This is a genomic window from Amphritea atlantica (assembly GCF_018860855.1).
GTDB classification, from domain to species: domain Bacteria; phylum Pseudomonadota; class Gammaproteobacteria; order Pseudomonadales; family Balneatricaceae; genus Amphritea; species Amphritea atlantica_A.
In genome coordinates this window covers 1-25191 of sequence record NZ_JAHKQE010000031.1, presented here as the reverse complement: position 1 = coordinate 25191, position 25191 = coordinate 1, and the positions used below count along the sequence as shown (strand labels likewise).

Annotated in this window: 21 protein-coding genes and 3 pseudogenes; 15 read left to right on the top strand and 9 right to left on the bottom strand. The window is 43.8% G+C overall.

Annotation, left to right across the window (positions count from 1 at the left end; all coding sequences use genetic code 11):
- Positions 1 to 24 precede the first annotated feature (24 nt).
- From KO512_RS14965 to KO512_RS14930, 9 genes and pseudogenes are all read left to right on the top strand, one after another.
- Complete coding sequence (locus KO512_RS14965) at positions 25 to 1773, top strand: L-aspartate oxidase (RefSeq protein ID WP_215953161.1); 1749 nt, start codon at positions 25 to 27, stop codon at positions 1771 to 1773.
- Complete coding sequence (locus tag KO512_RS14960) at positions 1770 to 2711, top strand: fumarate hydratase (RefSeq protein ID WP_215953160.1); 942 nt, start codon at positions 1770 to 1772, stop codon at positions 2709 to 2711. Before KO512_RS14965 ends, KO512_RS14960 begins: the two co-directional genes overlap by 4 nt.
- Positions 2708 to 3439, top strand: a complete 732-nt coding sequence (locus tag KO512_RS14955) for a fumarate hydratase C-terminal domain-containing protein (protein WP_215953159.1) — start codon at positions 2708 to 2710, stop codon at positions 3437 to 3439. Before KO512_RS14960 ends, KO512_RS14955 begins: the two co-directional genes overlap by 4 nt.
- Positions 3439 to 4929 carry a CoA-acylating methylmalonate-semialdehyde dehydrogenase gene (locus KO512_RS14950; protein WP_215953158.1) on the top strand — a complete coding sequence of 497 codons (1491 nt, stop codon included), beginning with the start codon at positions 3439 to 3441 and terminating at the stop codon, positions 4927 to 4929. The genes KO512_RS14955 and KO512_RS14950 overlap by 1 nt, the downstream gene beginning before the upstream one ends.
- A gap of 244 nt (positions 4930 to 5173) precedes the next feature.
- Positions 5174 to 5500 (top strand): NIPSNAP family protein, encoded by a 327-nt coding sequence (locus tag KO512_RS14945; RefSeq protein WP_215953157.1) that lies wholly within the window; start codon positions 5174 to 5176, stop codon positions 5498 to 5500.
- A 94-nt stretch (positions 5501 to 5594) separates the two neighbouring features.
- Complete coding sequence (locus KO512_RS14940; RefSeq protein WP_215953156.1) at positions 5595 to 6635, top strand: YeiH family protein; 1041 nt, start codon at positions 5595 to 5597, stop codon at positions 6633 to 6635.
- 80 nt (positions 6636 to 6715) lie between these two features.
- Positions 6716 to 6814: pseudogene (locus tag KO512_RS20630) on the top strand (IS5/IS1182 family transposase); the annotation flags it as partial.
- A gap of 472 nt (positions 6815 to 7286) precedes the next feature.
- Entirely contained in the window at positions 7287 to 8000 is a 714-nt protein-coding gene (locus KO512_RS14935) for an alpha/beta hydrolase (RefSeq protein WP_215953155.1), read from the top strand.
- 119 nt (positions 8001 to 8119) lie between these two features.
- Positions 8120 to 8611, top strand: a pseudogene (locus KO512_RS14930) (transposase); the annotation flags it as partial.
- Positions 8612 to 8852: 241 nt separating this feature from the next.
- On the opposite strand, the gene KO512_RS14925 reads toward KO512_RS14930, so the two are convergent.
- The 4 genes from KO512_RS14925 to KO512_RS14910 form a co-directional block, all read right to left on the bottom strand.
- On the bottom strand, positions 8853 to 10055 hold the full coding sequence (locus KO512_RS14925; RefSeq protein ID WP_215953154.1) for a pyridoxal phosphate-dependent aminotransferase: 1203 nt from the start codon (positions 10053 to 10055) through the stop codon (positions 8853 to 8855).
- A 188-nt stretch (positions 10056 to 10243) separates the two neighbouring features.
- Positions 10244 to 12889 carry a TRAP transporter permease gene (locus KO512_RS14920; RefSeq protein ID WP_215953153.1) on the bottom strand — a complete coding sequence of 882 codons (2646 nt, stop codon included), beginning with the start codon at positions 12887 to 12889 and terminating at the stop codon, positions 10244 to 10246.
- Positions 12890 to 12967: 78 nt separating this feature from the next.
- Positions 12968 to 13942: a TAXI family TRAP transporter solute-binding subunit gene (locus KO512_RS14915; protein WP_215953152.1), complete on the bottom strand. Its 975-nt coding sequence runs from the start codon at positions 13940 to 13942 to the stop codon at positions 12968 to 12970.
- 64 nt (positions 13943 to 14006) lie between these two features.
- Entirely contained in the window at positions 14007 to 14483 is a 477-nt protein-coding gene (locus KO512_RS14910; protein WP_215953151.1) for a universal stress protein, read from the bottom strand.
- A 377-nt stretch (positions 14484 to 14860) separates the two neighbouring features.
- On the opposite strand from KO512_RS14910, the gene KO512_RS14905 reads away from it, so the two are divergent.
- Both KO512_RS14905 and KO512_RS20535 read left to right on the top strand, forming a co-directional pair.
- Positions 14861 to 15646: an IS5 family transposase gene (locus KO512_RS14905; protein WP_252735056.1), complete on the top strand. Its 786-nt coding sequence runs from the start codon at positions 14861 to 14863 to the stop codon at positions 15644 to 15646.
- Positions 15616 to 15849 (top strand): transposase, encoded by a 234-nt coding sequence (locus KO512_RS20535; RefSeq protein WP_303492909.1) that lies wholly within the window; start codon positions 15616 to 15618, stop codon positions 15847 to 15849. The genes KO512_RS14905 and KO512_RS20535 overlap by 31 nt, the downstream gene beginning before the upstream one ends.
- Before the next feature lie 420 nt (positions 15850 to 16269).
- Here the strand turns inward: KO512_RS20535 and KO512_RS20530 are convergent.
- Positions 16270 to 17067 (bottom strand): annotated as a pseudogene (locus KO512_RS20530) (aldehyde dehydrogenase family protein).
- A 37-nt stretch (positions 17068 to 17104) separates the two neighbouring features.
- Positions 17105 to 17611 (bottom strand): aldehyde dehydrogenase family protein, encoded by a 507-nt coding sequence (locus KO512_RS20525; RefSeq protein ID WP_354667750.1) that lies wholly within the window; start codon positions 17609 to 17611, stop codon positions 17105 to 17107.
- Between the two features lie 334 nt (positions 17612 to 17945).
- Between KO512_RS20525 and KO512_RS14895 the strand changes: the two genes are divergently transcribed.
- Positions 17946 to 19034, top strand: coding sequence for a TauD/TfdA family dioxygenase (locus tag KO512_RS14895; protein WP_215953150.1), 1089 nt, complete (start codon positions 17946 to 17948; stop codon positions 19032 to 19034).
- A 33-nt stretch (positions 19035 to 19067) separates the two neighbouring features.
- Positions 19068 to 20462: an aldehyde dehydrogenase family protein gene (locus KO512_RS14890; protein WP_215953149.1), complete on the top strand. Its 1395-nt coding sequence runs from the start codon at positions 19068 to 19070 to the stop codon at positions 20460 to 20462.
- 1306 nt (positions 20463 to 21768) lie between these two features.
- Here the strand turns inward: KO512_RS14890 and KO512_RS14885 are convergent.
- The gene (locus tag KO512_RS14885; protein ID WP_215953148.1) at positions 21769 to 22689 is read right to left on the bottom strand and encodes a LysR family transcriptional regulator; all 921 of its coding nucleotides are present in this window, start codon (positions 22687 to 22689) and stop codon (positions 21769 to 21771) included.
- A gap of 102 nt (positions 22690 to 22791) precedes the next feature.
- Between KO512_RS14885 and KO512_RS14880 the strand changes: the two genes are divergently transcribed.
- Positions 22792 to 23070 carry a hypothetical protein gene (locus KO512_RS14880; RefSeq protein ID WP_215953147.1) on the top strand — a complete coding sequence of 93 codons (279 nt, stop codon included), beginning with the start codon at positions 22792 to 22794 and terminating at the stop codon, positions 23068 to 23070.
- Positions 23071 to 23207: 137 nt separating this feature from the next.
- Here KO512_RS14880 and KO512_RS14875 read toward each other — a convergent pair whose 3' ends face one another.
- Together KO512_RS14875 and KO512_RS14870 are read right to left on the bottom strand one after the other, a co-directional pair.
- Positions 23208 to 24158 carry a hypothetical protein gene (locus KO512_RS14875; RefSeq protein WP_215953146.1) on the bottom strand — a complete coding sequence of 317 codons (951 nt, stop codon included), beginning with the start codon at positions 24156 to 24158 and terminating at the stop codon, positions 23208 to 23210.
- A gap of 143 nt (positions 24159 to 24301) precedes the next feature.
- Positions 24302 to 24736: a DUF6957 family protein gene (locus KO512_RS14870; protein WP_215953145.1), complete on the bottom strand. Its 435-nt coding sequence runs from the start codon at positions 24734 to 24736 to the stop codon at positions 24302 to 24304.
- 75 nt (positions 24737 to 24811) lie between these two features.
- On the opposite strand from KO512_RS14870, the gene KO512_RS14865 reads away from it, so the two are divergent.
- Positions 24812 to 25057: a helix-turn-helix domain-containing protein gene (locus tag KO512_RS14865; RefSeq protein ID WP_215953144.1), complete on the top strand. Its 246-nt coding sequence runs from the start codon at positions 24812 to 24814 to the stop codon at positions 25055 to 25057.
- Positions 25058 to 25191 lie beyond the last annotated feature (134 nt).

The following is a 25191-nucleotide window of genomic DNA, read 5'->3' as shown; positions in this document are numbered from 1 at the left end:
ATGCATAGGTACGCAGGAGATTATATGAATATTGAGCAGAAAGAGACAGATGTACTAATTCTGGGATCAGGTGGCGCGGGTTTGTTTGCAGCTTTACATGCCTATAAAGGTAATCCGGATCTGAAAATCACTGTCGCGGTAAAAGGTTTGCTTGGCAAGTGTGGTTGTACCCGCATGGTGCAGGGTGGTTACAACGTAGCACTCAACCAAGGTGATTCTGTCGAACGTCATTTTATGGATACCATCAATGGCGGCTATTGGATTCCAAATCAAGAATTAGCATGGCGTCTTGTTGAAACAGCACCCAAGCGTGTATTGGAACTTGAAAACGAAGTTGGTTGTTTTTTTGATCGTGTTGAAGACGGCTCTTTACATGGTAAAGCATTCGCGGGTCAGACATTTGACCGGACTATTCATAAAGGTGATTTGACTGGTATTGAAATCATTAACCGTTTGGCTGAACAGGTATGGGCTAAGCCGATTGATCGGTTGGAGGATCACCGTGCTATCGAAATTATTCCTTCTGAGGATGGCAAGCGTATTTCTGGCATTTTGATGCTGAATATCCGGACAGGTAAACCATTATTCGTTAAAGCGAAAGCGGTCATGTTAGGCACTGGTGGTGGACCAACGATGTATCGCTATCACACCCCATCGGGAGAAAAATCCTGTGATGGGCTTGCTATGGCGCTGCGTGCGGGACTTAACCTGCGAGATATGGAAATGGTGCAATTTCACCCAACAGGGTTGTTGGCGGGTGAAGGCACACGCCTGACGGGTACCGTATTGGAAGAAGGCTTGCGCGGTGCGGGTGGGCACCTACTCAACGGTAAAGGTAAGCGCTTTATGCATGATTACGATGAGCGTGGTGAACGCGCAACCCGTGATGTTGTATCTCGCTCAATTTATCGCGAGATGTGTAAAGGGCATACCACTGAGAGTGGTGGTGTTCATATTAGTATGGGGCACTTGGGGCCGGATAATGTTCGGCAGAAATTCAAAGGCATGGTGAGTCGCTGTAAGGATGTCGGTGCTGATCTAGCCGGAGGGTTGGTTGAAGTCGTCCCGACCGCGCATTACATGATGGGCGGGGTCGAGGTCAGTGTTGATTGTGAAACCGCTCTGCCTGGGTTGTTCTGCGCTGGTGAAGATGCTGGGGGGGTACATGGAGGCAACCGTTTGGGCGGTAATGGTGTGGCTAATTCCACGGTCTATGGCGGTATCGCAGGGGATGTGATGGCTGAATGGGTAGGCCGTGAAGGGAGTTTTGCTAATCCTGATCAGTCTGCGATTGATGCGGCGCTCAACTTTATAGAAACGCCTTTCCGTGCTGAAGCAGCGGATCTAACAGATCTTCGTTACCGTTTATTGGACAAAATGTGGGATGACGCCGGCATTATTCGTACTGAAGAAGGCTTAGAGCGTGCATATACAGATGTTATCGCATTGCGTGAAGAGTTAATGCAAACCGGTATTGGTAATACAACCAAAGAGTACAACCAAACGTGGCATGACTGGCTAAACCTCCACTCTCAAATAAGCGTTAGTCTGGCCATTATTAAGTCTGCCCAGACGCGCAAAAACTCACGTGGTGCACATTTCCGCGATGATTATCCTGAAAAAGGCGATCTTGATACATCCACCTATGTTCGCGTTTGGCAGGAAGGTGATGATGTTGCCGTCACCGAAATTCCTGTTGAATTTACCCGAGTGAAGCCTGGGCAGACCCTGATACCTGAAGAAATAGAACAAAAAACTGGAGCCTCATTATGAGTAGAAAACCTATCCCCCAGCAGTTAGTGCTGGAAACGGCAACTGAGCTAATGTCACGGGCGGCCATCGATATCCCCCCGGATTATAAAAAAGCGTTGCAGGCTGCGGCGAGTAAAGAAACCGAAGACTTATCCTGTTTTGTTATTAAAACAATGCTGGATAACTACGATGTGGCTGAAGAAGACCGCCGGCCGATGTGTGCCGATACAGGCTTACCTCGTTTCTATGTTAAAGCGGGTAATGAGGCGGTTGTTGAAGGTGGGTTTATCGCATTAGAGCATGCTATTCGTGAGTCCGTTGCGATTGGCACCCAACAAATTCCATTACGTCCAAATCGTGTGCACCCACTAACACGTAAAGATAATAACAATAACTTAGGCATCCATGCCCCTGAGATTGAATACACCTTTGAGCCGGGTGGTGACTGGATTGACTTGGTGACGGTACATAAAGGCGGATTGTTTGGTACTGACTATCGGATGTTGTTTCCTGGTGATGGTATCGACGGTATTAAACGTTTCTTCCTCGATACGATGGCTTCATTTGGTCGTCGAGGTCTGGCCTGTCAGCCGGCGATTATTGGGATTGGCTTGGGCGGCAACAAAGATACCTGTATGCGTATCGGTAAAGAGGCGGCTTGTTTGCGTGTTGTGGGTGATGTTAACCCCGATCCAGACGTTGCCAAGCTAGAACAAGAACTTAAAGACCTTGGTAACAACATCGGCATGGGGCCTATGGGATTTGAAGGTAAAACGCTGGTTGTTGATTGCCATGTTGAGGTGGCTTATACCCATACCGGCGGTATGCCGATGAGTATTCATTCATTCTGTCACTCTTCACGACGAGCTGCTGCTCGCATCCACAGTGATGGCCGAGTTGAGTTTAGAGATGATCCACAGTGGTTTACTGATTTCTACCGTAGGGAGGGTATCGAATGAGCAAGATGAATGTTGTTAAGTTGAAAGTGCCAGTGTCCCAAGAAGACGTGGATAAGTTAGAGCAAGGCGATATTGTTTACCTCACCGGCACCATCTATACGGCTCGTGAAGGGGTCTATAAAAAGGTGTTGGAGAGTGGTGAGAAGTTACCAGTTGATATTCGTTCGATCTCTAATGTCAATTTCCATTGCTCTCCTGCGGCCAGCCCAAATGAACAGGGTGGATATGACGTAGGCGCGGTGACGGCAACCGCCAGTTTCCGTTTTGGTAAATGGATGAAACAGTGGTTTGAAGTGTCGGGTGCCAAAATCATCATCGGTAAGGGTGGCATGCCAGAGCAGGCCTATCGTGATGTTTTTGTACCTAACGGTGCTCGCTATCTTTCAACCGTTGGTTACGGCGCCGGCGCACTACTCGGACGCGGTATCAAACAGGTGAAGGACGTTCACTGGTTGGCCGAAAACGGTATTGCCCAAGCGATGTGGATCTTCGAGGTTGATGAAATAGGTCCTTTTATCGTGGATAACGACCGAGAGGGCAATAGCTTGTTCGTTAAACATGAGAATGCCGTTAACGCCAAACTTGAAAAGCTATATGAAGGCTTGAAACCGCCAGCGCTTAAGCGCTATGGCGAAACCACTAGTCGCGCCGATGAAGTCATCGGTGAGCCAGATACCCAACCCATTAGAATCGTCAATGCGATGCCAACCGAACGGAGTAAAGATTAATGAATCAGTTAGGACACTTTATAAACGGCGAAGCCGTTAGCGGATCAAACTCACGTAATAGTGCTATTTATAATCCTGCAACGGGAGAGCAAACCGCACAACTGAGTTTAGCCAGTGTAAGTGAAGTTGAAAATGCGATTCAGATCGCTAGTGATGCCTTGCCAGCATGGGCCGCAACACCTCCTGTTCGTCGTGCCCGTGTATTGATGAAATTTTTACAGTTATTGAACGACAATGTTGATGAGCTGGCGCTGCTGATTTCCCAGGAACACGGTAAGGTGTTAGATGATGCCAAAGGTGAGGTTACCCGAGGTATAGAGGTCGTTGAGTTTGCTTGCGGTATCCCGCATTTACTCAAAGGTGAATACAGCGAAGATGTAGGCACCCGAGTTGATAGTTGGTCGGTGCGTCAACCGGTGGGTGTGTGTGCGGGTATTTCTCCCTTTAACTTTCCGGTCATGGTGCCATTGTGGATGTTCCCCATCGCAATTGCTTGCGGTAACACATTCATTATGAAACCGTCTGAAAAAGACCCAACCAGTACGCTGCGTTTGGCCGAACTCTTTGCTGAAGCGGGTTTGCCAAACGGTGTGTTTAACGTGGTTAACGGTGATAAAGAAGCCGTTGATACGCTGCTGACACACCCAAGGGTGAGTGCCATTAGCTTTGTTGGTTCTACGCCGATTGCACGTTATGTACAGAAAACAGGCATTGAGTATGGCAAACGTGTTCAGGCATTAGGTGGTGCGAAAAACCACGCGATTGTTATGCCGGATGCCGATATTGATAGCGCCGTCAATGCGTTGATGGGGGCCGCATATGGTTCTGCTGGGGAGCGTTGTATGGCGATCTCTGTCGTGGTCACCATTGGCGATGTTGCCGATCCACTGATTGCTGCACTGAAAGAAAAGCTAAAAGACCTACGGGTATTGCCCGGCACTAACCCTGAAGCAGACATGGGGCCGTTAGTTACCCAACAACACCTCGATACCGTGCGTAGCTTTGTTGATAGCGGTGTTAAAGAAGGTGCCGACTTAGTCGTGGATGGACGACAAATAGATCATCCTGATCATGGTGATGGTTACTTCATGGGAGGCTGTTTGTTTGATAATGTCACGCCTGACATGCGGATCTATCAGAAGGAAATTTTTGGTCCTGTATTGGCTGTCGTGCGTGTTGATAATTATGAACAGGCGCTGGAGCTGATTAATTCACACGAATATGGCAATGGAACGGCTATTTTCACCCAGGAAGGTCATGCTGCGCGTGAATTTGCGACAAGGGTGCAGGCGGGTATGGTCGGTATCAATGTGCCGATTCCAGTACCCATGGCATTTCACAGCTTTGGTGGCTGGAAAGGTTCTTTGTTCGGTGATCATCATATGCATGGTATGGAAGGTCTTCGCTTCTTCACCAAGCTTAAAACAGTGACGTCGCGCTGGCAGGCCAATAAGAGTCAATCACAGTTTTCAATGCCTACGATGAAGTAGCAACCCAGCAAGCTAGAAGGGGAGGGTGAGATGATTCTGTCGGTGGATGTCTTAGGGTATTCACCGGCACAGAGTTCGCTCTGATCAATTGGGTGATGGGTCATTTCGTTGTGTGGCTCTCCCCTTCTTTTTTATTTTTATCGTTTTATTTCAGTCAAGACTACCTGACTCATAAATCAGGTGGCGTGTATTTACTCGCGCTGGAAAAGCTCTTTTTGTCTGAAAATATAGTTAGGAGATAGAGATGTTTGTAGATGAACGTATTTATACGCTAAAAAATGGCAAGTTAGGCGAATTTCTTAAACTCTATGAAACACTAGGAAAAGATGTCCAAGTGAGAATTTTGGGCAATATGGTGGGGTATTTTCATACCGATATAGGGCCGTTGAATCAAGTGGTACATATGTGGGGTTATGAGTCGCTGGATGATCGTTATCAGCGGCGCTTAGAGTTACAGGCGAGCGAAGAGTGGTTGAAATATGCCTTGCAGATGCGTCCTCTAGTACAAAGTATTGAAAATAAAATACTGATACCGGAATCTTGGAGCCCGATTGGCGGTACAGGTAGCTAACCCAGATGTTGGTGTTAAAGCAGGCTTGATGACCAAGCTTGCTGCGATAACTAACAACTATTTCCTGATGATAACAATATAAGTGGATAGAATAATGGGTTCAGTAAATGAGTACGTGGTTACATCAAAGGTTTCAGGTTTACGTTCACAGGTCGTAGAGATACTACCTGGGTTCTTAATGTGTTTTGTCGTTGGTATGGCCGCAGCATTTGTCTCTGACCATTATGGTGGCCCTACAATTCTTTACGCAGTATTGATGGGGATGGCATTTAATTACCTATCTGCTGAGGGTCGCTGTGTTGCAGGCATTGCTTTTTCTGCTAAAGCGGTACTGCGCTTTGGTATCGCCTTGCTAGGGGCGAGAATTACGATTGAACAGCTTTTAAGTTTAGGATTTACGCCGATCGCCATTGTGCTAGTGGGCGTTCCAGCCACGATCTTTTGCAGTATTATGTGTGGAAAATGGCTAAAATTAGGCAGCACTCAAGGGATTCTATCAGGTGCTTCTGTCGGCATTTGTGGCGCTTCAGCAGCTCTAGCGGTATCCGCGGTATTACCTCAAGATAAAAACTCTGAAAAGCACTTAATTTTCACGGTGATTACCGTGACTGCGTTAAGCACCGTTGCGATGATTTCTTATCCTTTAATGATTAGTGTGTTGGGGTTTGATGAAGCTGAAAGTGGTATTTTCTTAGGGGCTACCATTCATGATGTCGCCCAAGTTGTGGGGGCTGGCTATATGGTCTCTGATAATGTTGGAGATGTCGCTACTTTTTCAAAATTGCTTCGGGTCGCGATGTTAGTACCAGTGGTCGTAATAATCTCAATCATTGTTACTCGCCAAAAATCAGGTAGCCTGCCGATGAAGGGCGCAGGGTTGCCCTTGCCGGGATTCCTAATTGCCTTTGTTGTCGTTGTACTTTGTAATAGTACTGGCTATTTGCCAGGTATTATTACTGAATCGATGATTGAAATTTCACGCTGGTGTCTGATTATTGCCATGGTTGGTTTGGGCATGAAAGCCTCATTCAAGGAATTGGCTGAGATGGGGTGGCGTCCTATGTTGTTGATGGTGATTAATACGCTGTTTTTAGCCACGCTGGTGGGTACTTGGTTGTTATTAGATGGTCTCTAATTAAACCGATATTAGGTTGTGTTAGCCTTTGAGTAACACAGGGCTCTACGTTGTTCTGTTATGTAATATAACAGGACACCAAGGCGCGATATCGTGGGCTGATGAAAAACGACAGCAAGTTGGCGACGCTTTTTGCTCTAGCCAATATCGTCAGAGTAGGTCAGATGCTACGTGCGTAGGACAAATTTGTCTGAATACCGTGAAATGGGTATTCAGGCAGAAGTAAATGGTCAGAAACCATGGTTTTTCTGGCTGATATAGCCAGATGGGACTGCCTGACTGGAAAGAAGCGACTTGATCGTACCTTCCCTAATACATCACAGAGCCCGAATGAAATGAGGGCTACAGATCCTTTTCATTACTTATTTGTGAAAAAAATCAGGTTGAAGAGGGGGGGAATGTGATAATTTAAGTCCTCCTTGATCAATTCGTTATCGAGTTACCAAAAGCAGCGGTCTCGGTAGTCAAAGGCGAGTTGCTGTATAGCTGTCGGGTAGGCTCAGAGAAACGATATGATTCTCTGATGAGTACACGGTTCAGCCTATACTAGAGTCACGGCGATCCCAACGAAGTAATCGACACCAACTTTAACTTATAGGCTGGAGACAGGTTGCGAATTAGCTAGCCTGTCTGCGTTAGGAATCTTACATCATGGACTTTAAAATTGATTACCGTGGTCATGTTCTCCAAGCTGACCGAATTGGTCCGTTGAATACCAGTACGCTCTTTGTGCTTCACGGTGCAGGCAGCGCAACCCGAGGGCGCTTCCTTTCGCTGCGGGAGCGTCTAGCCGAATCCAACATAACCTCTACCGCGCTCGACTTCTTGGGACACGGAGAAACAGGCGGTCAGATGAGTGATTCGAGTTTAGCAAGCCGCACTGAACAGGCGCTTGCCCTAATAACTTCCCAAGATCAAAAATCTCTGATATCAATTATTGGAAGCAGTATGGGTGCGTACAATGCTATTAAAATCACAGAGCAGATCTCCGTGGATATGCTGATTTTATTCGTGCCCGGGATATACTCGCCTGAGGCGTACAGAACTCCCTTCGGAAAGGAGTTTTCCCGAATCATTCGACAAGACCGTAGCTGGTCCGAATCGGATGCATGGGAGATACTCTCTAAGTTTACCGGGTCACTATTGGTTATAGAGTCCGAAAACGACACGGTGATCCCCAAGGAAATTCCAGAAAGGCTTATTTCCTCAGCCACCCGAGCTCGGCGATGCGAGCATTTAACTGTCGCAGGAGCTCCTCATCAGATAGCAAAATACTTATCGGAAAACCCCAAAGATTTCGATACTGTAGTGCAAAAGATTTTAGATATGTACGGTGTGGCTAATAAAGCATTTAACTCGGATTAAAATATATTTGGCTTAAACAACTAAAGCCACTATATTCAACTGATGGGTTGTTCTAGGGAAGTGCGAATAAGTCCCTTAACTTGAGACAATCTGCGGAACAACTTTCACCGAGATAAGTCATGGATCATCAGCTCACTTTTGCCGATAGCGAGCTCATTCAGAAACGCAGAAAAACCCGTAAAGAAATCTTTCTTGGGCGTATGGATAAACTCATCCCGCTGGAAGCGTCTGGAGGGAATCATTAAGCCCCATTACCCCAAGGCAGGGAATAGTCGTCGCCCATACCCTCTCTCTACAATGCTGCATATTCACTGCATGCAGAACTGCTACAGTCTGAGTGATCCAGCAATGGAAGATGCGTTATATGAAATTTCTTCTATGCGCCTATTTGCTGGTTTGTCTCTAGACAAAACAATTCCTGCCACACAACCACCATGAACTTCCGTCACCTTTTGGAACGCAAGGGGTTGTCTCGTAAGTTATTCAATGAGGTAAATCTGTGGCTGTCAGATGCTGGGATCTGATTAAAAGAAGGTACATTGGTCGATGCCACCATCATTGAAGCCCAGTATCCGAGCGAAAGTAGAACACCCGTTTCGGATTATCAAATGCTAGTTTGGTTTTGTGAAAGCCCGCTATCGTGGCTTGATGAAAAACGATAGTAAATTAGCTATGTTGTTCCCTCTTGCCAGCATTGCACGAGTTGATCAGATGTTAAGAGCACAGGATCATCCGTCTGTATGCTGGGAAACCAGCATACAGACAGAGAAATCAGAGGAATTTTCAGCTTCTTTTCGGGATTTAAGAAAAAAACGAAGTTAGACCGCATTTGGTAACTTAATCTCAGTCTCCCTAGACTAGAGTTTCACAAAACCGGTGGATACGTGCACAGGCTTCTTCTAGTAACTCTGTTGATGCTGCATAGGAAACACGAAAATGTGGACTCAACCCAAAAGCACTACCGTGCATTACCGATACTCCTTCAGCTTCAAGAAGAAAAGAGACAAAGTCTTCATCATTTCTAATCTCCTTTCCATCTTGTGTATGCTTACCGATTAGTGCTTTGCAAGAAGGATAGGCATAGAATGCACCCTGGGGCATGGCACAAGAAATACCAACTACGTTATTTAATTTTTCAACTACCAGGTTTCTACGTTCTTTAAAAGCCATATTGTTTGTAGAAATAAACGAATGATCTCCATTCAACGCTGCCACAGCGGCTGCTTGGCTAATTGATGATGTATGTGAAATACTCTGGGATTGGACTTTTGTCATACCTTGAATCAATTCGTCGGGACCGCCGGCAAAGCCTAATCGCCATCCCGTCATACAGTATGCTTTAGACACACCATTCATGGTCAATGTTCTGTTGTATAAACGTGGTTCAACATTGACTATATTATAAAATTTAAAGTCATCGTAAATTAAATGCTCATATATATCATCGGATAAAATTAATACATGAGGTTTTTTGAGTAGAACCTGAGCGAGTGCTTCGAGATCTTCTCTAGAGTAAGCGGCGCCAGTCGGGTTAGATGGAGAATTTAATATGAACCATTTAGTTTTATCTGTAATAGCTGCTTCAAGTTGCTCAGGAGTAATTTTAAACTCGTTGCTTTGGGGGCAATCGACAATGACTGGCACTGCCCCGAATAGTCTGGTGATGTCAGGATAACTGACCCAGTAAGGTGCTGGTATAATGACCTCATCGCCGGGGTTGAGAGTTGCCATCATTGCATTAAAAATGATGGGCTTTCCACCACAACTCACATGAATCTGATCAATTGAATACTCAAGATCATTATCACGTTTGAATTTATCACGAATCGCTTCGCGTAATTGTGGAGTACCATTAGTAGCGGTATAACGAGTCTCTCCGTTGTGCATTGCTGTTGTAGCTGCTTCAATTATATGATTTGGAGTATCAAAGTCTGGTTCACCTAAACCCAATCCTATGATGTCCTCGCCAGCAGCTTTTAATACCCGTGCTTTTGTTGATATTTCCATTGTAGGGGAGGGTTGCACCGTACGCATTCTTTCAGAAAGAAATGACATTATTAAATCCAAGTATAGATTAGAGTTTTAAACACGCATCAATAAAGAAATAGTGAACTTATTTTATTTGTAGACCGATAAATTAATATTGAAAATATAACAAGTATGTATTGACGCAGGGTTGTAATTTTTTTAAAAACAACACACCGCCCTGTATAACTTAATTAATACAGGGCAGTGCTTTTTAATTAAACAGAAGTATCGTTAATATATTGATTGTTCCATGCGTTTTCCTGTCTGGTTTTAATACGACTAGGTGGCATCTTGGCATTTCTACCTCTGCCTCTCTGCTTAAGCCACACAAACAGGATTATAAGAAGAGCAGGAATATACACTAGCTGCTTTGGTGGTTGTTCATTAGGCAATTCCATTCCAACAATAACCTGGAAAGGCTGTAAGCCAGCGTCGGAACCAGCACTTCCTATTTCCACGCTATCCACTTCCACACCCTGTTCAGTTTGATATAGTGTAACGCCTATCTGAGCAAACTTTTCTTCAGCAGTATTAGCTTCAGGCAAATTAATTGCTGCAATAAAGGTTCTTGGGTTACCCTTGTCATCCTCACCCAGTAACTTCAGTCGATAGAGTCCTTCATCAGAAGAGTTGAGAGTGGAAATAACAGAGCTGGCCGTAACCTGTTGATAAGGTTCATAAACTTGATCGATCCAAAACCCCGGTCTAAATAAGCTGAAGGCCGCCAGTAAGAGTAAAGCCGTCTCTAGCCACTTGGACTTAGTGACGAAATAGCCCTGTGTAGCGGCTGTAAATGCCAACATTGCTATAGTGGCTACTATGAAAATAAGCACTCCCTCATACCAGGTAACATCAATGAGAAGAAGGTCAGTATTATAAATAAATAAAAATGGAAGGATCGCTGTTCTCATGGAATACATAAAAGCAATCACTCCGGTTTTTATTGGTGATCCTCCAGAAACAGCCGCAGCGGCAAAAGATGCCAAACCCACCGGAGGGGTTACATCAGCCATCAATCCAAAATAGAAAACAAACAGGTGAACTGCTATTAAAGGAACTATCAGCCCATTCTGAGCACCTAGCTCGACGACAACACCTGCTAATAACGATGAAACAACTATGTAGTTAGCCGTTGTGGGCAATCCCATTCCAAGCACCAGGCAAAGAAATGCGATCAGGACGAGCATTAAAGTGACATTACCTAATGACAGGATCTCCACAAGATCAGCGAGAACGGCTCCGACACTTGTCAGTGAAACGGATCCTACAATAATTCCTGCAGTAGCCGTGGCTATGGATATACTTGCCATGTTTCGGGCACCACCAACTAAGCCCTCCCAAAGATCCATGACACCCTGCATGATATAATTACCAAGCGAAGACTCTCCCTGAAAGAACGCTATCAGTGGCTTCTGAGTGAGAATGATCACTATCAATAGAACTGAGCCCCAAAATGCACTCAGGCCCGGAGATAGACGCTCTATCATTAATGCCCAGACTAATACAACCACGGGTAGCAGATAATGGATCCCGGATTTAAACACTTCACCCGGATCAGGGAGTACATAGTCAGGGTCGTCAGCATCGGATGTATCGGGGTTAGGATGTTTTGCAGAAAATTTAATGAGGAGGATATATACAGCCATAACAATAAGAGTTACTACCCAGCCGCTATTCTCACCTGCAAGTGGTTTTATCCATCCCAAACCGTAATAAACTGCCGCCGCAATCGAGGATACAGCAAGAAAGCCGAACACTATCCCGGATAGTTTTTGAAAAAAAACCCTGGAGTTTTTGGGCTTTTTTAAGCCCTTCATGTTGCATTTTAACGCCTCAAGGTGAACGATATATACTAGAGCAATATAAGAGATTAGGGCCGGTAGAAAAGCATGCGTGATAACTTCTATATAGCTGATACCGACATACTCAACCATGAGGAAAGCGGCAGCCCCCATTACGGGCGGCATGATCTGGCCGTTAACTGATGAAGCTACTTCTACGGCGCCCGCTCTCTCTGCGCTAAAGCCAACTTTGCGCATCATAGGTATAGTAAATGTGCCGGTGGTAACGACGTTAGCGATTGATGAGCCAGAGATAACACCGGTTAATCCTGAAGCGACCACTGCAGCTTTAGCTGGCCCACCTTTAAAATGGCCCAGCAATGAAAAAGCAAGACTTATAAAGTAGTTTCCTGCCCCAGCCTTTTCGAGTAACGCACCAAATAAAACAAATAGAAAAACGAAATCAGTCGATACTCCCAGCGCTACACCAAATACGCCTTCAGTTGTTATCCACTGGTGATTTACTACTTCAGATAGGCTGTAGCCTTTATGCTGAATGATTTCAGGCATGAAGTTGCCATAAAATGAATAACCCAGAAAGACCACAGCAATAACGAGTAAGGCTGGCCCCAAGCTTCGTCTGGCTGCTTCAAGCAGGAGTGCTACACCTATACAGGCAACAACGATGTCCATCAAAATAGGTGCACCAACCCTATCAGATATCTGCTCGTATTGCAGGTAGTAGTACGCAGCCGCTGCAGAACCAACAAAGGCTAAAATCCAATCAGTGAGTGGCACATAATGGTGAGGGCTGGTTCTTGATCTGGGATAGCTTAAGAATACAAGTAAAACGGCGAATGCCAGGTGGATAGATCTTGCCTGGTTGCCATTGACTCGTAACCACTCGATATCAACCATGTAAGGCAGAGGCGAGGATATCCAAAGTTGAAATAATGACCAGATAAAAGCCACAGTAAGGATAAATGAATTTGTATATCCGGTGGCCTTACGACCACCGGAGTCGGCAGCGGCGACCAGCTCTTCTACATTGACTTCAGTAATTTGTAATTTATTAGCCATATTGTTATACCTAAAGAAACAGCATAGGGTTTTAAAAAAAAGGGCTATAGAGCCCTTTTTATATTTGTTTTAATTCGCTTACATCCAGCCGCGTTCTTTGTAGTATCGCACAGCCCCGTCATGCAGAGGGGCAGAGAGACCATTTTTGATCATGTCTTCAGGTTTCAGGTTGGCAAAAGCAGGGTGTAAACGCTTGAAGCGATCGAAGTTCTCAAAGACGGCCTTCACCAGTTGGTAGATGGTCTCGCTAGGAACCTGATCGGATGACACAAAGGTAGCGCTTACACCAAAAGTGTCGATGTCTATGTCGGTGCCTTTGTACATGCCGGCGGGGATCTGCGCTGCTGAGTAGTAGGCATGTTCGCTGACCAACCTGTCGACGTAATCGCCGGTGACCGGAACAATTCGCACATCACAGCTTGAGGCGGCTTCCTTGATGTTCGCGACCGGGTGACCGGCAGTGTGAACAAAAGCATCGATCTTGTTGTCACACAGAGCTTGAGAGTGCTCGCTGGATTTCAGCTCGGCGGTCAGCTTAAAGCTGGATTTGTCCCAACCCTTCAGACCCATCATCACTTCCATGGTGCCACGTTGGCCGGAACCTGGGTTGCCGATGTTAACGCGCTTACCTTCCAGTTCATCAAAGTGCTTAATCCCGGAATCTGCTCGGACGACGACAGTAAAAGGTTCAGCATGGACCGAGAACACCGCCCGCAGGGATTTGTTGGCACCAATTTTCTCGAACTTAGAAGTGCCGTTATAAGCATGATATTGCCAGTCGGACTGGGCAACACCCATATCCAGGCCACCATCACGGATGGAGTTCAGGTTGGCGATGGATCCGCCAGTGGAGGGGGCGGAGCAGCGCAAGCCATGTTCCTTGCTGGTACGGTTTACCATCTTGCATATCGACTGGCCTACTACGTAGTAAACGCCTGTCTGACCGCCGGTGCCGATCGATACATGGGTTTTGGTTGCCGCCACTGTCGTGGTTGCAATACCTGCAGATAACACGCCGAGCGCAAGAGCGCTTGTTAAAATACTCATCTTCATAATCACAAACTACCTTTTCCTATTTTAGTATTTATTAAATACGTGAAACTGAAATAACCAATAATTAACTGACTTTAGTGGGTACTACAAAAACAGGGCAGGGGGATCTCTTAATAACCTGTCTTGTAGTATTGCTTGAATATCCAAAGTAACTGTGTGATCCCATCACGACTATATCGGATTTTTTTGCCATTCTTAAAATATTCTTAACTCTGTCCCCATCAAGAACAACCTGTTTCATATTCAATGATGAATAGTCGATATCATCACCTAATTCCTCTTCGAAGAAGTCCAGAGACCTTTTCATCATTTTGTCTCTTATCTCACTGAGTTCGTGTCGATAGATAGACAGCGCTTTATCTTTGGAAAAGTTATTAATAATAATGTTATGTCCTATTTCTCCGATTGGCTTCATGACATGTAACATAATTAGTTGTGCTTTAAATGACAAAGCAAGATTAACCGCTTCTCTGAGTACCGGCCGGGTGTGATCATCTAGGTTAGTGGTACAAAGTATTGTTTTAATAGATGTTAGAGACATTTACACCTCGTGAAAAAATAAGCACATAAATTATATGTTGAACATCGTTTTCAAATGCAACATGTGCAATGGTAAAGCGAAATTAGACATGTCTTAACCATACCCGAACTTTTATTAAAGAAGCAAGATGGTCGTATTTAACTTAAATTTAAGTCGATATTAAGATGTTCTAGATTTGATTTTTTTCAAAATGCTGTTTTTTCAAGTTGTTTTTTAAGTTTTTGATTTTGTTGGATTTATCGGATACTTTTTTAATAATTTTACTGTCGTCATGTAAGGGGTGATAGGTGTAGACTAATGACTATTAAGTAAATATAAGGAATATGCGAATAAGTCCTTCCCATGAGACAATTAATTTTTAACCTTCGAGCTTGACCATGTCACATCAACTTACTTTTGCCGACAGTGAATTCAACAATAAGCGTCGTAAAACACGCAAAGAAATTTTCTTGACTCGAATGGACGAACTGATGCCGTGGGATCAGCTTGAAGCGGTGATTGAACCTTTCTACCCAAAAGCCGGAAAAGGAAGAAGACCGTATCCATTGTCCACCATGTTTCGCATTCACTGTATGCAACATTGGTACAACATGAGTGATCCTGCCATGGAGGATGCGCTTTATGAAATCACGTCGATGCGCCTTTTTGCTGGGTTGTCGCTGGACATCGCTATCCCTGACCACACTACTATTATGAATTTTAGGCACTTGCTGGAAAAACATAAGCTCTCCCGTCTGCTGTTTAAAGAGGTCAATAAATGGTTGTCCAGCGCAGGGATTTGCTTAAAAGAAGGCACGATTGTCGACCCACCATCATTGAAGCCGCCAGCTCAACGAAGAATAAAGCGAAAGCTCGCGATCCCGAGATGCACCAAACCCAAAAAGGAAAGCAATGGTTTTTTTCGTCTAAAAGCTCATATTGGCGTGGACGCGAGAACCGGCCTGACGCATAGCCTAAGCACAACAGCCGCCAACGTACATGACATCACAGAAACAGAAAATTTGCTTCATGGTGAGGAAACCTTTATTTCAGCGGATTCTGGTTATCGAGGCGCACAAAAGCGAGAAGAACTGAAAGACATCGAGGCGGATTGGCTGATTGAACTATTTATAAAAAGAAAGGGCCAAGCAAGGTGTGTCTTCTCAAGAAGCACCCGAGAATAAACAAGCAACCTATCCGAACGGAATACCTCAAAGCCAGTATCCGAGCAAAAGTAGAGCACCCGTTTCGGATCATAAAACGTCAGTTTGGTTTTAGGAAAGCCATCTATCGAGGATTGGCTAAAAACGATAACAAGTTGGCGATGCTGTTTGCCTTAGCCAATGTGTTTAGGGTTGACCAGATGATACGGGCGGCAAGGGGTTAATCCGTTTAAAATCCACTAAACAAGGCTAAATAAGCTTGTTTAGTGGTGAAAAACATCAAAACAGATACCATCCTGTGCTTTTTTATTCGAAAGAGAGAGGTTGAGTGTTTTGCGACTTCTTAATCGTAGTTTCCCTAGGCGGAGTGAGTCCTGAAGTATTTGAGACAGCCTCAAATTGAGGCTGGAAAGTGCTAATGAAATTCTGGGCAGTCCATAAGGGAAATGACAGCAAGTTGGCAGCGATTTTTGCATTGGTCAATATAGTCAGGGTAAGTCGGAAGATAAAAATATCGGATCAATGCATCTGCATGCCAGTAGGTTGGCATGCATGAAAAAGTAGTAACGAACTAGCGAGTTTTTTACTACTTTAAGCTGAGGATCGCCTATTAAGAATGGGTAGCCGTCTTAATTGCAAGTTTGCTAGCTTAGTCCTCCAATGCAAACGTATTTCATTTCTAAGTATTCATCAATGCCATACTTAGATCCTTCCCGGCCAACTCCAGACTCTTTAACACCACCAAAGGGTGTGACATGGTTCGATATTGCTGTTTCATTTACTCCAACCATTCCATATTCAAGAGCGCGACTAACTTTTGAAATGGTTCTGAGATCACGAGTGTATATATATGAAGCTAATCCGTAGTTCGAGTCATTTGCTAATTGAATAGCCTGATCAGCGCTTGAGAAGCGAATGATTGAACTCACCGGGCCAAATATTTCTGCATTGCAAATATCCATTATTGCTGTAACGCCTGTAAGAATAGTTGGTGGATAAAACGCGCCGTCCTCTTTCTTATAGTTACCACCCGTACGTACTGTAGCACATTATTCTTGAGCTCGCTCTACCAGCTTTGAAACTCTTTGAGCGGAGCTAGTATCGATGAGAGGACCAACATCTACATTGGCGTCATTACCATTGCCTACAGTGAAGTGTGATACTGCTTTATCGAGTTTTCCAACAAACTCATCGTAGACAGCATCATGAATATACATGCGATTTATACATATACAAGTTTGACCTGAATTACGATACTTCGAAGCGATTGCTCCCTTTATCGCGGCATCTATGTCGGCATCTTCGAAAACGATTAATGGTGCATTACCGCCTAACTCCAGTGACATTTTTTTAACAGTTGAAGCGCACTGTTCCATTAATAGCTTGCCGACATAAGTTGAACCAGTGAATGAGAGTTTTTTAATTAAGGGATGGCTTGTCAGTACTCCGCCAACGGTTGAGGCTTGACCGGTTACAACGTTAAAAACCCACTGGAGGAATGCCAGCTTCTTGGGATAATGCTGCTAAAGCGAGTGCTGTTAGAGGTGTCGCTTCTGCCGGTTTTAATACCATACTGCATCCGGCTGCAAGAGCGGGTGCAGCTTTGCGGGTAATCATCGAGAATGGGAAATTCCAAGGGGTAATGGCAGCAACTGTACCAATTGGCTCTTTAGTTACCTGAAATTGCAGGTCATTACGGAGGGAAGGAATAATATCTCCATAAATCCTCTTGGACTCTTCTGCATACCAGTCAATAAATGCTGTGCCAGATGTGATTTCAACACGAGATTCAGCTAAGGGTTTACCCTGTTCTAGGGTCAGAATTAAGGCTAATTCTTCAATATTCTCAAGAATTATTTGGCTCCACTTCTGTAAAACGACCGCTCGTTCGTGTGCTGTTCGTGCAGCCCATAACTTTTGAGCTTTATCGGCAGACACAATGGCTTGTTTTACTTGAGATGCCATCCAAAGATGGAACGCTTTCAACTAAATCACCCGTTGCCGGGTTGATTACTTCTATCATTAATCCAGAAGCGGAGTTAACCCATTCTCCATTGATATAAGCCCTAGTCTTGAGCAGCTTCTCGCCTGTCAAAGTCATATTTTAGTTCCCCAATATACGATAAATACTGCTTTTGATTATTCATTCTAGTGCGAGAGGAAGGATTTTAAAAAGCAATAATTCTTATTATTAGGTTAAGAAAATTTTATGTTGTTCTTGTTGGATCTGGATTAAATATATGAAAATTTAAAAATATGTTGATAAATGTTATGTCGACTGTTAAATTTTTAATAATCAATACTGGTTATTATTAGTTAAATGTTATTAATCATTAATTATTTTTCTGGAGAGATGATGAACAATAAATATCTTACAAGTCCGGCTAGCTGGAAGGGGAGTGAGTTAAAAGCTACTGACGTTTGGCGCACTCAGCTTACAGATGTGCATGTTGCTGAAATTCTAGCGGCAGTTCGTAACACCATTGAGCTGGGAATTACCATTCCAGAGATTAATCAGGACAACTTTCCCTTACCTACCTTAGGCTACGAGATGACTCGTATCTATGATGAAGTCCTGCATGGTCGTGGTTTTGCTGTGCTGCATGGTATGCCAGTGGATGAGGCGAAATACACTCGTGAGGAGGTTATCCGTGCATATATAGGTGTAGGTGCCTGGATGGGGAATCCGGTTTCTCAAAATCATAAGGGTCATATTGTTGGTCACGTAAAAGATATTGGCGCCGACCCTAAGAATAAGCAGAACCGTATTTATGCGACTTCAATACGTCAACCATACCATACAGATAGTGTTGATGTTGTTTCTTTGCTGTGCCTGAAACCTTGTAAATCCGGTGGTATCTTCTCTATAACCAGCACTTATAGTATTTACAATGAGATGCTGCGAACTCGACCTGATTTAGTGGACGTCCTCGAAGCTCCATTCACTTTTGACCGTAAAGGTGAAATTCCTTCCGGTAAAGAAGCAACCTATGAGATGCCTATATTTATGCACCATAAAGGCCGTATGCTAACAATGCACGATCGTAGCTTTATTGATGCAGCCCTCGAGCGTGAAGAGGTTCCGCCTTTAACTGATATGCAAGTTGAAGCGCTTGATTACTTTGATGAAATAGCTGCCCGCAAGGATATGTATCTGGATCTGCAATGGGCTCCGGGCGACATGGGGTATGTCAATAATCACCAAACTGTTCATGCGCGTACCGATTATGAAGATTTTCCAGAGTTGGAGCGGCGTCGTCATAATGTACGTTTATGGCTATCTGTTAATCATGGGTGGGAGCTTCCTCCGGTTTTTGAAGAGCGTTATGGTCCGATAGCACGTGGTGAGAATCGCGGAGGTATTGTGGTACCGGGTATGAAGTTGACTTGCCCTCTAGAAGCTGAATAAGTTTTAATTCAAGGAAAATCGCCCGTGAATTGTATGAAAGAAGCTGGTCCCTTTACCAATATGATTAAAGTAAATAACCCCTTTGATGGTCAGTTGGTATCTGAGGTGCCTGAATTTACCTCGCAGAATGCCGCTGGAGCGATTGAAAGAGCAATTCGCGGACGTTCACTCGCCGCAGTGTTGACATCTAGGCAGCGCTCAGAAATTTTAAATAATACTGCTGAGCTTGTAGCGCTGCGCGGTAAAGAGTTTGCCGAATGTATAACAAGGGAAGCCGGTAAGCCAATCTCGAGTGCCAAGCGCGAGGTGATGCGCTGTATTAATACTCTTCAGCTATCGGCAGCTGAGGCAATACAGTTTAATGGTGAAACAATTCCATTCGATAGTATGGAATCTGGAGCGGGTAAACTCGGTTTTTATGAGAACAAGCCGCTCGGAGTAATTCTTGCCATCACTCCATATAATGACCCTTTGAATTTGGTTGCCCACAAGCTGGGGCCTGCTGTTGCGACTGGTAATAGTGTTATTTTGAAGCCTTCAGAAATGACTCCCTTATCAGCTATTATGCTTTGTGACGCATTCCTGGAGGCAGGTCTTCCTGAAGAGTGCATTTCTGTTGTGACGGGTTACGGAGCTAAGCTGGGCGATAGCTTATTTAGGCACGATGCTATCCGGATGATTTCCTTTACTGGTGGTGTAGAATCCGGTAAAAAGATCGCAAAAATGTCTGGTATGGTAAAGCTTTCACTTGAATTAGGCGGGGTTGGTTCATCGATAGTGATGGCGGATGCTGATTTGATTAAGGCTATCTCAGCATGTGTAGATGGAGCATTTTCGGCTGCAGGTCAAAACTGTATCAGTGTACAAAATGTGTTTATAGAGCGCTCTGTTTATGAGAGTTTTTGTAAGGAATTTGTTCTTCAAACAGCGACTTTGGTTAGCGGTGATCCGCAATTTCCAGAGACTGACATAGGCCCCATGATAACTGAGCAGGCAGCTGTAGCGGTTGAGCAGAAGGTTGATCAGTTAATTGCAGAGGGTGCGACTCTGTTACACGGGCACAAGCGGTCAGGCTCTGTTTATGAGCCAACAGTACTGGCTAGTGCTAGCAGTGAATGCTGGGCTGATAAAAATGAGATTTTCGGTCCAGTGGTTATATTACATGCAATCGATACGCTTGATGAGGCCGTTGATCGCTGTAACAGAACTCCAGGGACTATACATCAGTCTATTTTCACATCAAACCTACAATCAGCAATGAAAGCATACCGGTGCTTAGATGCCAGTATGGTTCTAGTGAATGATTCGACTGATTTTAGAATTGATGGTATGCCATTTGGTGGGGTTGGCTCTGGTGGAATTGGTCGCGAAGGCGTCAAGTTTTCCATGGCTGAAATGACACAAACTAAAGCTCTTTGCTTATCTTAGAACATTTAGAGTGAGGCTGTGCGACGCATACTATGTAGTGCGGCCTTTGTTCTGCTTATTCTTGGTGTTTTTTCGTAAATTCGTGTCACTACTATAGTAAAATTGGACCTGAATCGAAATGATCTTATCGCCTCGTTATGAAACAGATGGTGTATGAAAGCTAAATAATTACCACCAGTAATGCGCAGGTTGCCTTTAATGGTTAAGCTAACAATGATAATTAACATGATTTGGTTTTTTCTGTGTTGGGGTCGTTATAGCAGTAATATTACTGGTTCATTACGCTCTCTCTAATGAACGGAAGCTATCATTCTGCATCAACGGTTGGTAACTATTGTCGGAGCTTTGCGGTGTTTTTGGCTATTTATTACAGCTTTCTTCCCGCAAGAATGGGGGGGGAGTAAGGAAGTAATTCCTTAGGTGAGAAACAGTTATCAGGCTGTGTATATTAAAGCGCTAATTTTCCACTGAGTCTTTTTGTGTAACCAGAGATTACTACATTACTCCTCTAGTGGAGTGGATGCTTCTCGGTACTGCAGGCAGCCCCATTTACTTCTTTAGCTTTGAACTTCTACCGCTAGTGGGCGAAAGTAAAGCTATCAAAAATTTAATGACAGAAATTCACGATATTTTCGGTTCATGTGGTTACTTACCGCAGACATACATGCTGTGGCAGCTATGTACCATTATCATAAACAGAAAGGCAGCACGTGGATTCGAGTTTAGCTCTGGGTAAAAGGCCCAAACTGCGCTAGTGTCAGGCATGCGAAGTCTATATATCTGAACTTCAAACAGCTAAGTATTATGATCTCCCACGGGCTGAAAGATCATCAAGATTCCGTACAATAGAGCCCTCTGCCCCAGAGTGCGTTCACAAGGATTTGACGGGAATGTTGTTGAAATCTTTAATTCTATCCTCATCTAGAAAGTTAGAGAACAAGCCAAAATGTGCTCTCTGCGGGCTATGGAGTGGTCAGATTGTTCTTCGCTAGAGCTGAAAAGAAAGAGAAGTAAAATGACGCATCCTTTTTACCTGTTTGAAGACCCTTTACAAAAACAGAGCTGGAACTCTAGAGGTCGCTCTTCGGTGCTTACACGAAGACTAGATCTAACATTAGAAATTTTCAGCGTACAAGCGGTATGCCTGTAAATAGCATGTCCTCCGGATAAGCCCTTATTTCCTTGTATTTCATAAATCCAGTTACCCTGGGGACATGCTAAGGCGGAAATGGCTTATGCGTAGGTTTTTAGTTTGAGGCAGAGCACGAGGTCACTTTATAAAGTGTGTTGCTATAGCCCGGTTTTATCATAGACTTTCAAATTTAAGGCTATCGATGATCATCTCATACAGGCATGATGAGGTAGGTGATAATGTTCTATCTTTATCTTTTATGAGGAAAAAATCGCGGTAAACTTCAGGCTTCTCCAAACGCTGAAATTTAATGTTTTTATGCATGAGGCTGGATATTGTGAGTAAAGGCAGCACTGCAATACCTACCCCTCGCTCCACCATGTCAACAATGAATCCGGGTTTATTGGACTCAATAATTCGATTTTCAGAGTGTGTCTTATAGTGTTTAAGCGCGTTAAGTTGGCTTTGTATGGACGTGTTTTCTGTCATGCATAGTAAATTGTGATCTTTAATTACTTCCCAGCTGACTTTATCAGTGGTCTCAATTGATCCAGATTCTTGAGCTTGTTCGTCTGCTGAAATGATGCCGTAATAATCCTGATGTACCAGTTCATACTGAAAGTTGCTGTTATGATTGTGCTTTCCCTGTAGTCCAAAATCAATTTTTTTACTCCGGAGTAAGTATTCAACGTTGTCAGCAGTTTCCTCTCTAACTGTTAAGTTTATTTGTGGGTAGAGCTGAATAAACTGATCAATAACATTAGGTAGCAGATATGCGAGTGCTGCAGGGGCCGCAGCAATAGTTACATGGCCTTTTTTATGCTTTGCTCTCGACTGCATATCGGATAAAGAGAAGTCAAACTCTGAGAGAGTTCGTTTAGCATTTATCAGGAAAAGCTCTCCTTCATTTGTTAATGAGACTTTGCGAGTTGTACGGTTAAATAACTTAACACCTAAATGTTGTTCAAGTTGATTGATTGTTGTGCTTAAGGAGGCTTGAGTCAGGCAAAGCGTTTCTGAAGCTCTTCTGTAGCTTGATTCTCTAGCTACTTCAATGAATGCGCGAAGGTGACGAATGTTTATATTGTTAGTCATATATTAATAATTCATTCATATAATTAAATTTACATAAATTATATACGGTGATGTAATAGAAAGAAATTAATATAAGAAAATTCATTGTGTTCGGGAGAGTATATGCCGACTTTTCAGCAGTCACTGGTTTCAACTAAGGTGATAAATAGCTACCTTAAAGCCCTTAAAAGAGCTGGTTTTTCTGGGGATTTGGGAGATCAATACGCTGATCGTGTTACATATTCAACTGACAATAGTGTTTATCAAGTTTTTCCTCAATGTGTGTTATATCCGAAACGGACTAATGATCTCAATCTTATTCTAAAGGTTGCAAATGGTAATGCTGCTTTCAAAGAGATAGTTTTTTCGCCCAGAGGAGGGGGTAATCCCCCCGAAAAATAACGGCGCTCAGAAGTAGGGTTACCTCGTAATCTATCCACAAAGCTGTTCTGCACGAACGAATCATTTTATTTATCGAAGAGAAGCTCTGAGAGCCGGTCTAACGACTTAAATTTAGATCTTCTGTACTGAATCATTTATCAATGCGGTTCTATGTCAGGCCTTGGCCGGCCTCTTGCTGCATGATGGTTTTGCTTGATCCATCGACTTATATTGTTGAGCGTGATGGGTTCATCTTTATGCTTCGTCAGACGATGTTGGTTACGTTTTTGAACTTGCCTAACAATACCTTTATCGGGCTTCAAATAATTTCTTGAGTGCTGAGCGCTACGAGGGTTTCCATAGACTTGTACGCTGTTTATAGATTGATGTCCCATAATCGCAGCAATTTCTTCTGAGGGGAGGTCACTGGCTTTCAAATCAGCGCCCATTTGATGTCGCCATGAATATAGTGACGGGCGTACTTTGCGTTTAGGCCATAATCGTTGGGTCAACGTGTCTAGTCGTTTTTGCACATAGCGAATGGGGTCTGAGTAGGGCGCGTTTATTAGCATCTCATGACATTCTTTGAGACTGTTAAAAATTGAGTTGTCTTTTATCTCAAGGATGCGATCAAGCCCTCTTGTACCATCCTCGGTTTTTTTAGCGGAAGAGATTGCTATATAGCAGCTCCCTACGAACTGGAGGTTTCTGAGCTCAGCTGGGCGACAACCAAGGTGACTAACGAGCTCCACTCCGGCAAAAACCGTTCTTTCTTTTTTATCTACTAAATAATCTAGAAGTTGCTTTTGATCGGCGGTATTAACGGTTTTCTGTCTTTTTTGCTTAGGCTTTATTTGGCTGCGTTTGTTGCGGTCGGCAGTGATAGGGTTAATTGTTGCTTTAATCTTATTTGCAGCTTTGTAAAAACCGCTTTCTTCAGCCATTAAAGCTAGAGCCGTGCGTAAGCGTCTCCAGTAATCCGGACGGTAGTCGGTTGCACAGTCCTTAAGCGCATCGCAAACGGTTTTGGCTGTAGGCTTCACTATTCCGTGTTTAGTATAGAAATGCTTTGCTAGTCTTCTGTATTCTTCCTTTGTGTTTTCATTCATGATGACACTCCATATCATTGTGTTTTTGACGACAATCCTTGTCGCTACAAAAGAGTATAGTGCTTATTTTTCAATGCCTTGTGTTTTTTTTGATGAAAATTAATTAAATGAAGTTTTACGGCTTAGCTGAGGCCATTCGTTGCCTAGGATAGACCGATAAAGAATGCTAGTTGTTCTGGGGTGACGTTCTTACGTGTCCCTAGGCCACATAAAATATAAGTAATGTCTTCACTTTCAAATACGCAGTCATAACGAATGTCGACTAAATGGGTTGAGATAAGTGTTTGTTCACCTCCATATGTATTGGTTTCATCTAGTAGTATTTGATCTGCTCTGATTTTTACTGGTTGCAGGTGACGTTCAGCTAAACGACTTAAGTCCGCTAACGGGTATTCAATCTGCCACCAGATCCAGTCGCTAACGATACGTATAGGCTTTTGTGGGCTCTTACGTCGCGCCCTTTCAATCATAGTGACGGACTCGTCTTCTGAGCAGCCAGAATCAAAGGGTTCTCCTTTGTCTTCAAGTATATCTATGATTTGTTTCATGTCTTTAAGCGCTTCTTTGGTTGTCTTCATCTTATCTCCAAAATATTTGAGGTTTAGGCTGTACCTAAATTGGGTACAAGAAGGATTGTACCCATAATCGGTACAATGAACAAAACAATTTCAAGTAAGCGTTATTTCGAATTAGTCACTTGGTTAAAATCTGCTCGTCAGCACCAAGGGCTGAGTATGCGCGCTATGGCGCAGTTATTAGGCGAGCCACACAGCTTTATACAGAAGGTAGAGACGCTTGAACGAAAGCTAGATGTCTATGAATATGTTCAGTATTGCGATGTACTGAAGATCGATCCAAGCGAAGGTATCAAGAAATACTTACAAAAAAGTCAGACCTGATAGGTTTTTAGCCTTATGTTTAATTTTTGAATGACCATTGTTGATGGGCTTGCTTCAGCTGCATTGAAGGTGCGAAGAGAGGGAGATTTTAATAGTCATAATGTGTGCTGCTTCGGCTGCGGGATCGGGGTGCT

Coding starts and splice junctions, on each gene's coding strand:
- KO512_RS14965 (WP_215953161.1), top strand. CDS start 25: ATGAATATTGAGCAGAAAGAGACAGATGTACTAATTCTGGGATCAGGT.
- KO512_RS14960 (WP_215953160.1), top strand. CDS start 1,770: ATGAGTAGAAAACCTATCCCCCAGCAGTTAGTGCTGGAAACGGCAACT.
- KO512_RS14955 (WP_215953159.1), top strand. CDS start 2,708: ATGAGCAAGATGAATGTTGTTAAGTTGAAAGTGCCAGTGTCCCAAGAA.
- KO512_RS14950 (WP_215953158.1), top strand. CDS start 3,439: ATGAATCAGTTAGGACACTTTATAAACGGCGAAGCCGTTAGCGGATCA.
- KO512_RS14945 (WP_215953157.1), top strand. CDS start 5,174: ATGTTTGTAGATGAACGTATTTATACGCTAAAAAATGGCAAGTTAGGC.
- KO512_RS14940 (WP_215953156.1), top strand. CDS start 5,595: ATGGGTTCAGTAAATGAGTACGTGGTTACATCAAAGGTTTCAGGTTTA.
- KO512_RS14935 (WP_215953155.1), top strand. CDS start 7,287: ATGGACTTTAAAATTGATTACCGTGGTCATGTTCTCCAAGCTGACCGA.
- KO512_RS14925 (WP_215953154.1), bottom strand. CDS start 10,055: ATGTCATTTCTTTCTGAAAGAATGCGTACGGTGCAACCCTCCCCTACA.
- KO512_RS14920 (WP_215953153.1), bottom strand. CDS start 12,889: ATGGCTAATAAATTACAAATTACTGAAGTCAATGTAGAAGAGCTGGTC.
- KO512_RS14915 (WP_215953152.1), bottom strand. CDS start 13,942: ATGAAGATGAGTATTTTAACAAGCGCTCTTGCGCTCGGCGTGTTATCT.
- KO512_RS14910 (WP_215953151.1), bottom strand. CDS start 14,483: ATGTCTCTAACATCTATTAAAACAATACTTTGTACCACTAACCTAGAT.
- KO512_RS14905 (WP_252735056.1), top strand. CDS start 14,861: ATGTCACATCAACTTACTTTTGCCGACAGTGAATTCAACAATAAGCGT.
- KO512_RS14895 (WP_215953150.1), top strand. CDS start 17,946: ATGTTATTAATCATTAATTATTTTTCTGGAGAGATGATGAACAATAAA.
- KO512_RS14890 (WP_215953149.1), top strand. CDS start 19,068: ATGAAAGAAGCTGGTCCCTTTACCAATATGATTAAAGTAAATAACCCC.
- KO512_RS14885 (WP_215953148.1), bottom strand. CDS start 22,689: ATGACTAACAATATAAACATTCGTCACCTTCGCGCATTCATTGAAGTA.
- KO512_RS14880 (WP_215953147.1), top strand. CDS start 22,792: ATGCCGACTTTTCAGCAGTCACTGGTTTCAACTAAGGTGATAAATAGC.
- KO512_RS14875 (WP_215953146.1), bottom strand. CDS start 24,158: ATGAATGAAAACACAAAGGAAGAATACAGAAGACTAGCAAAGCATTTC.
- KO512_RS14870 (WP_215953145.1), bottom strand. CDS start 24,736: ATGAAGACAACCAAAGAAGCGCTTAAAGACATGAAACAAATCATAGAT.
- KO512_RS14865 (WP_215953144.1), top strand. CDS start 24,812: ATGAACAAAACAATTTCAAGTAAGCGTTATTTCGAATTAGTCACTTGG.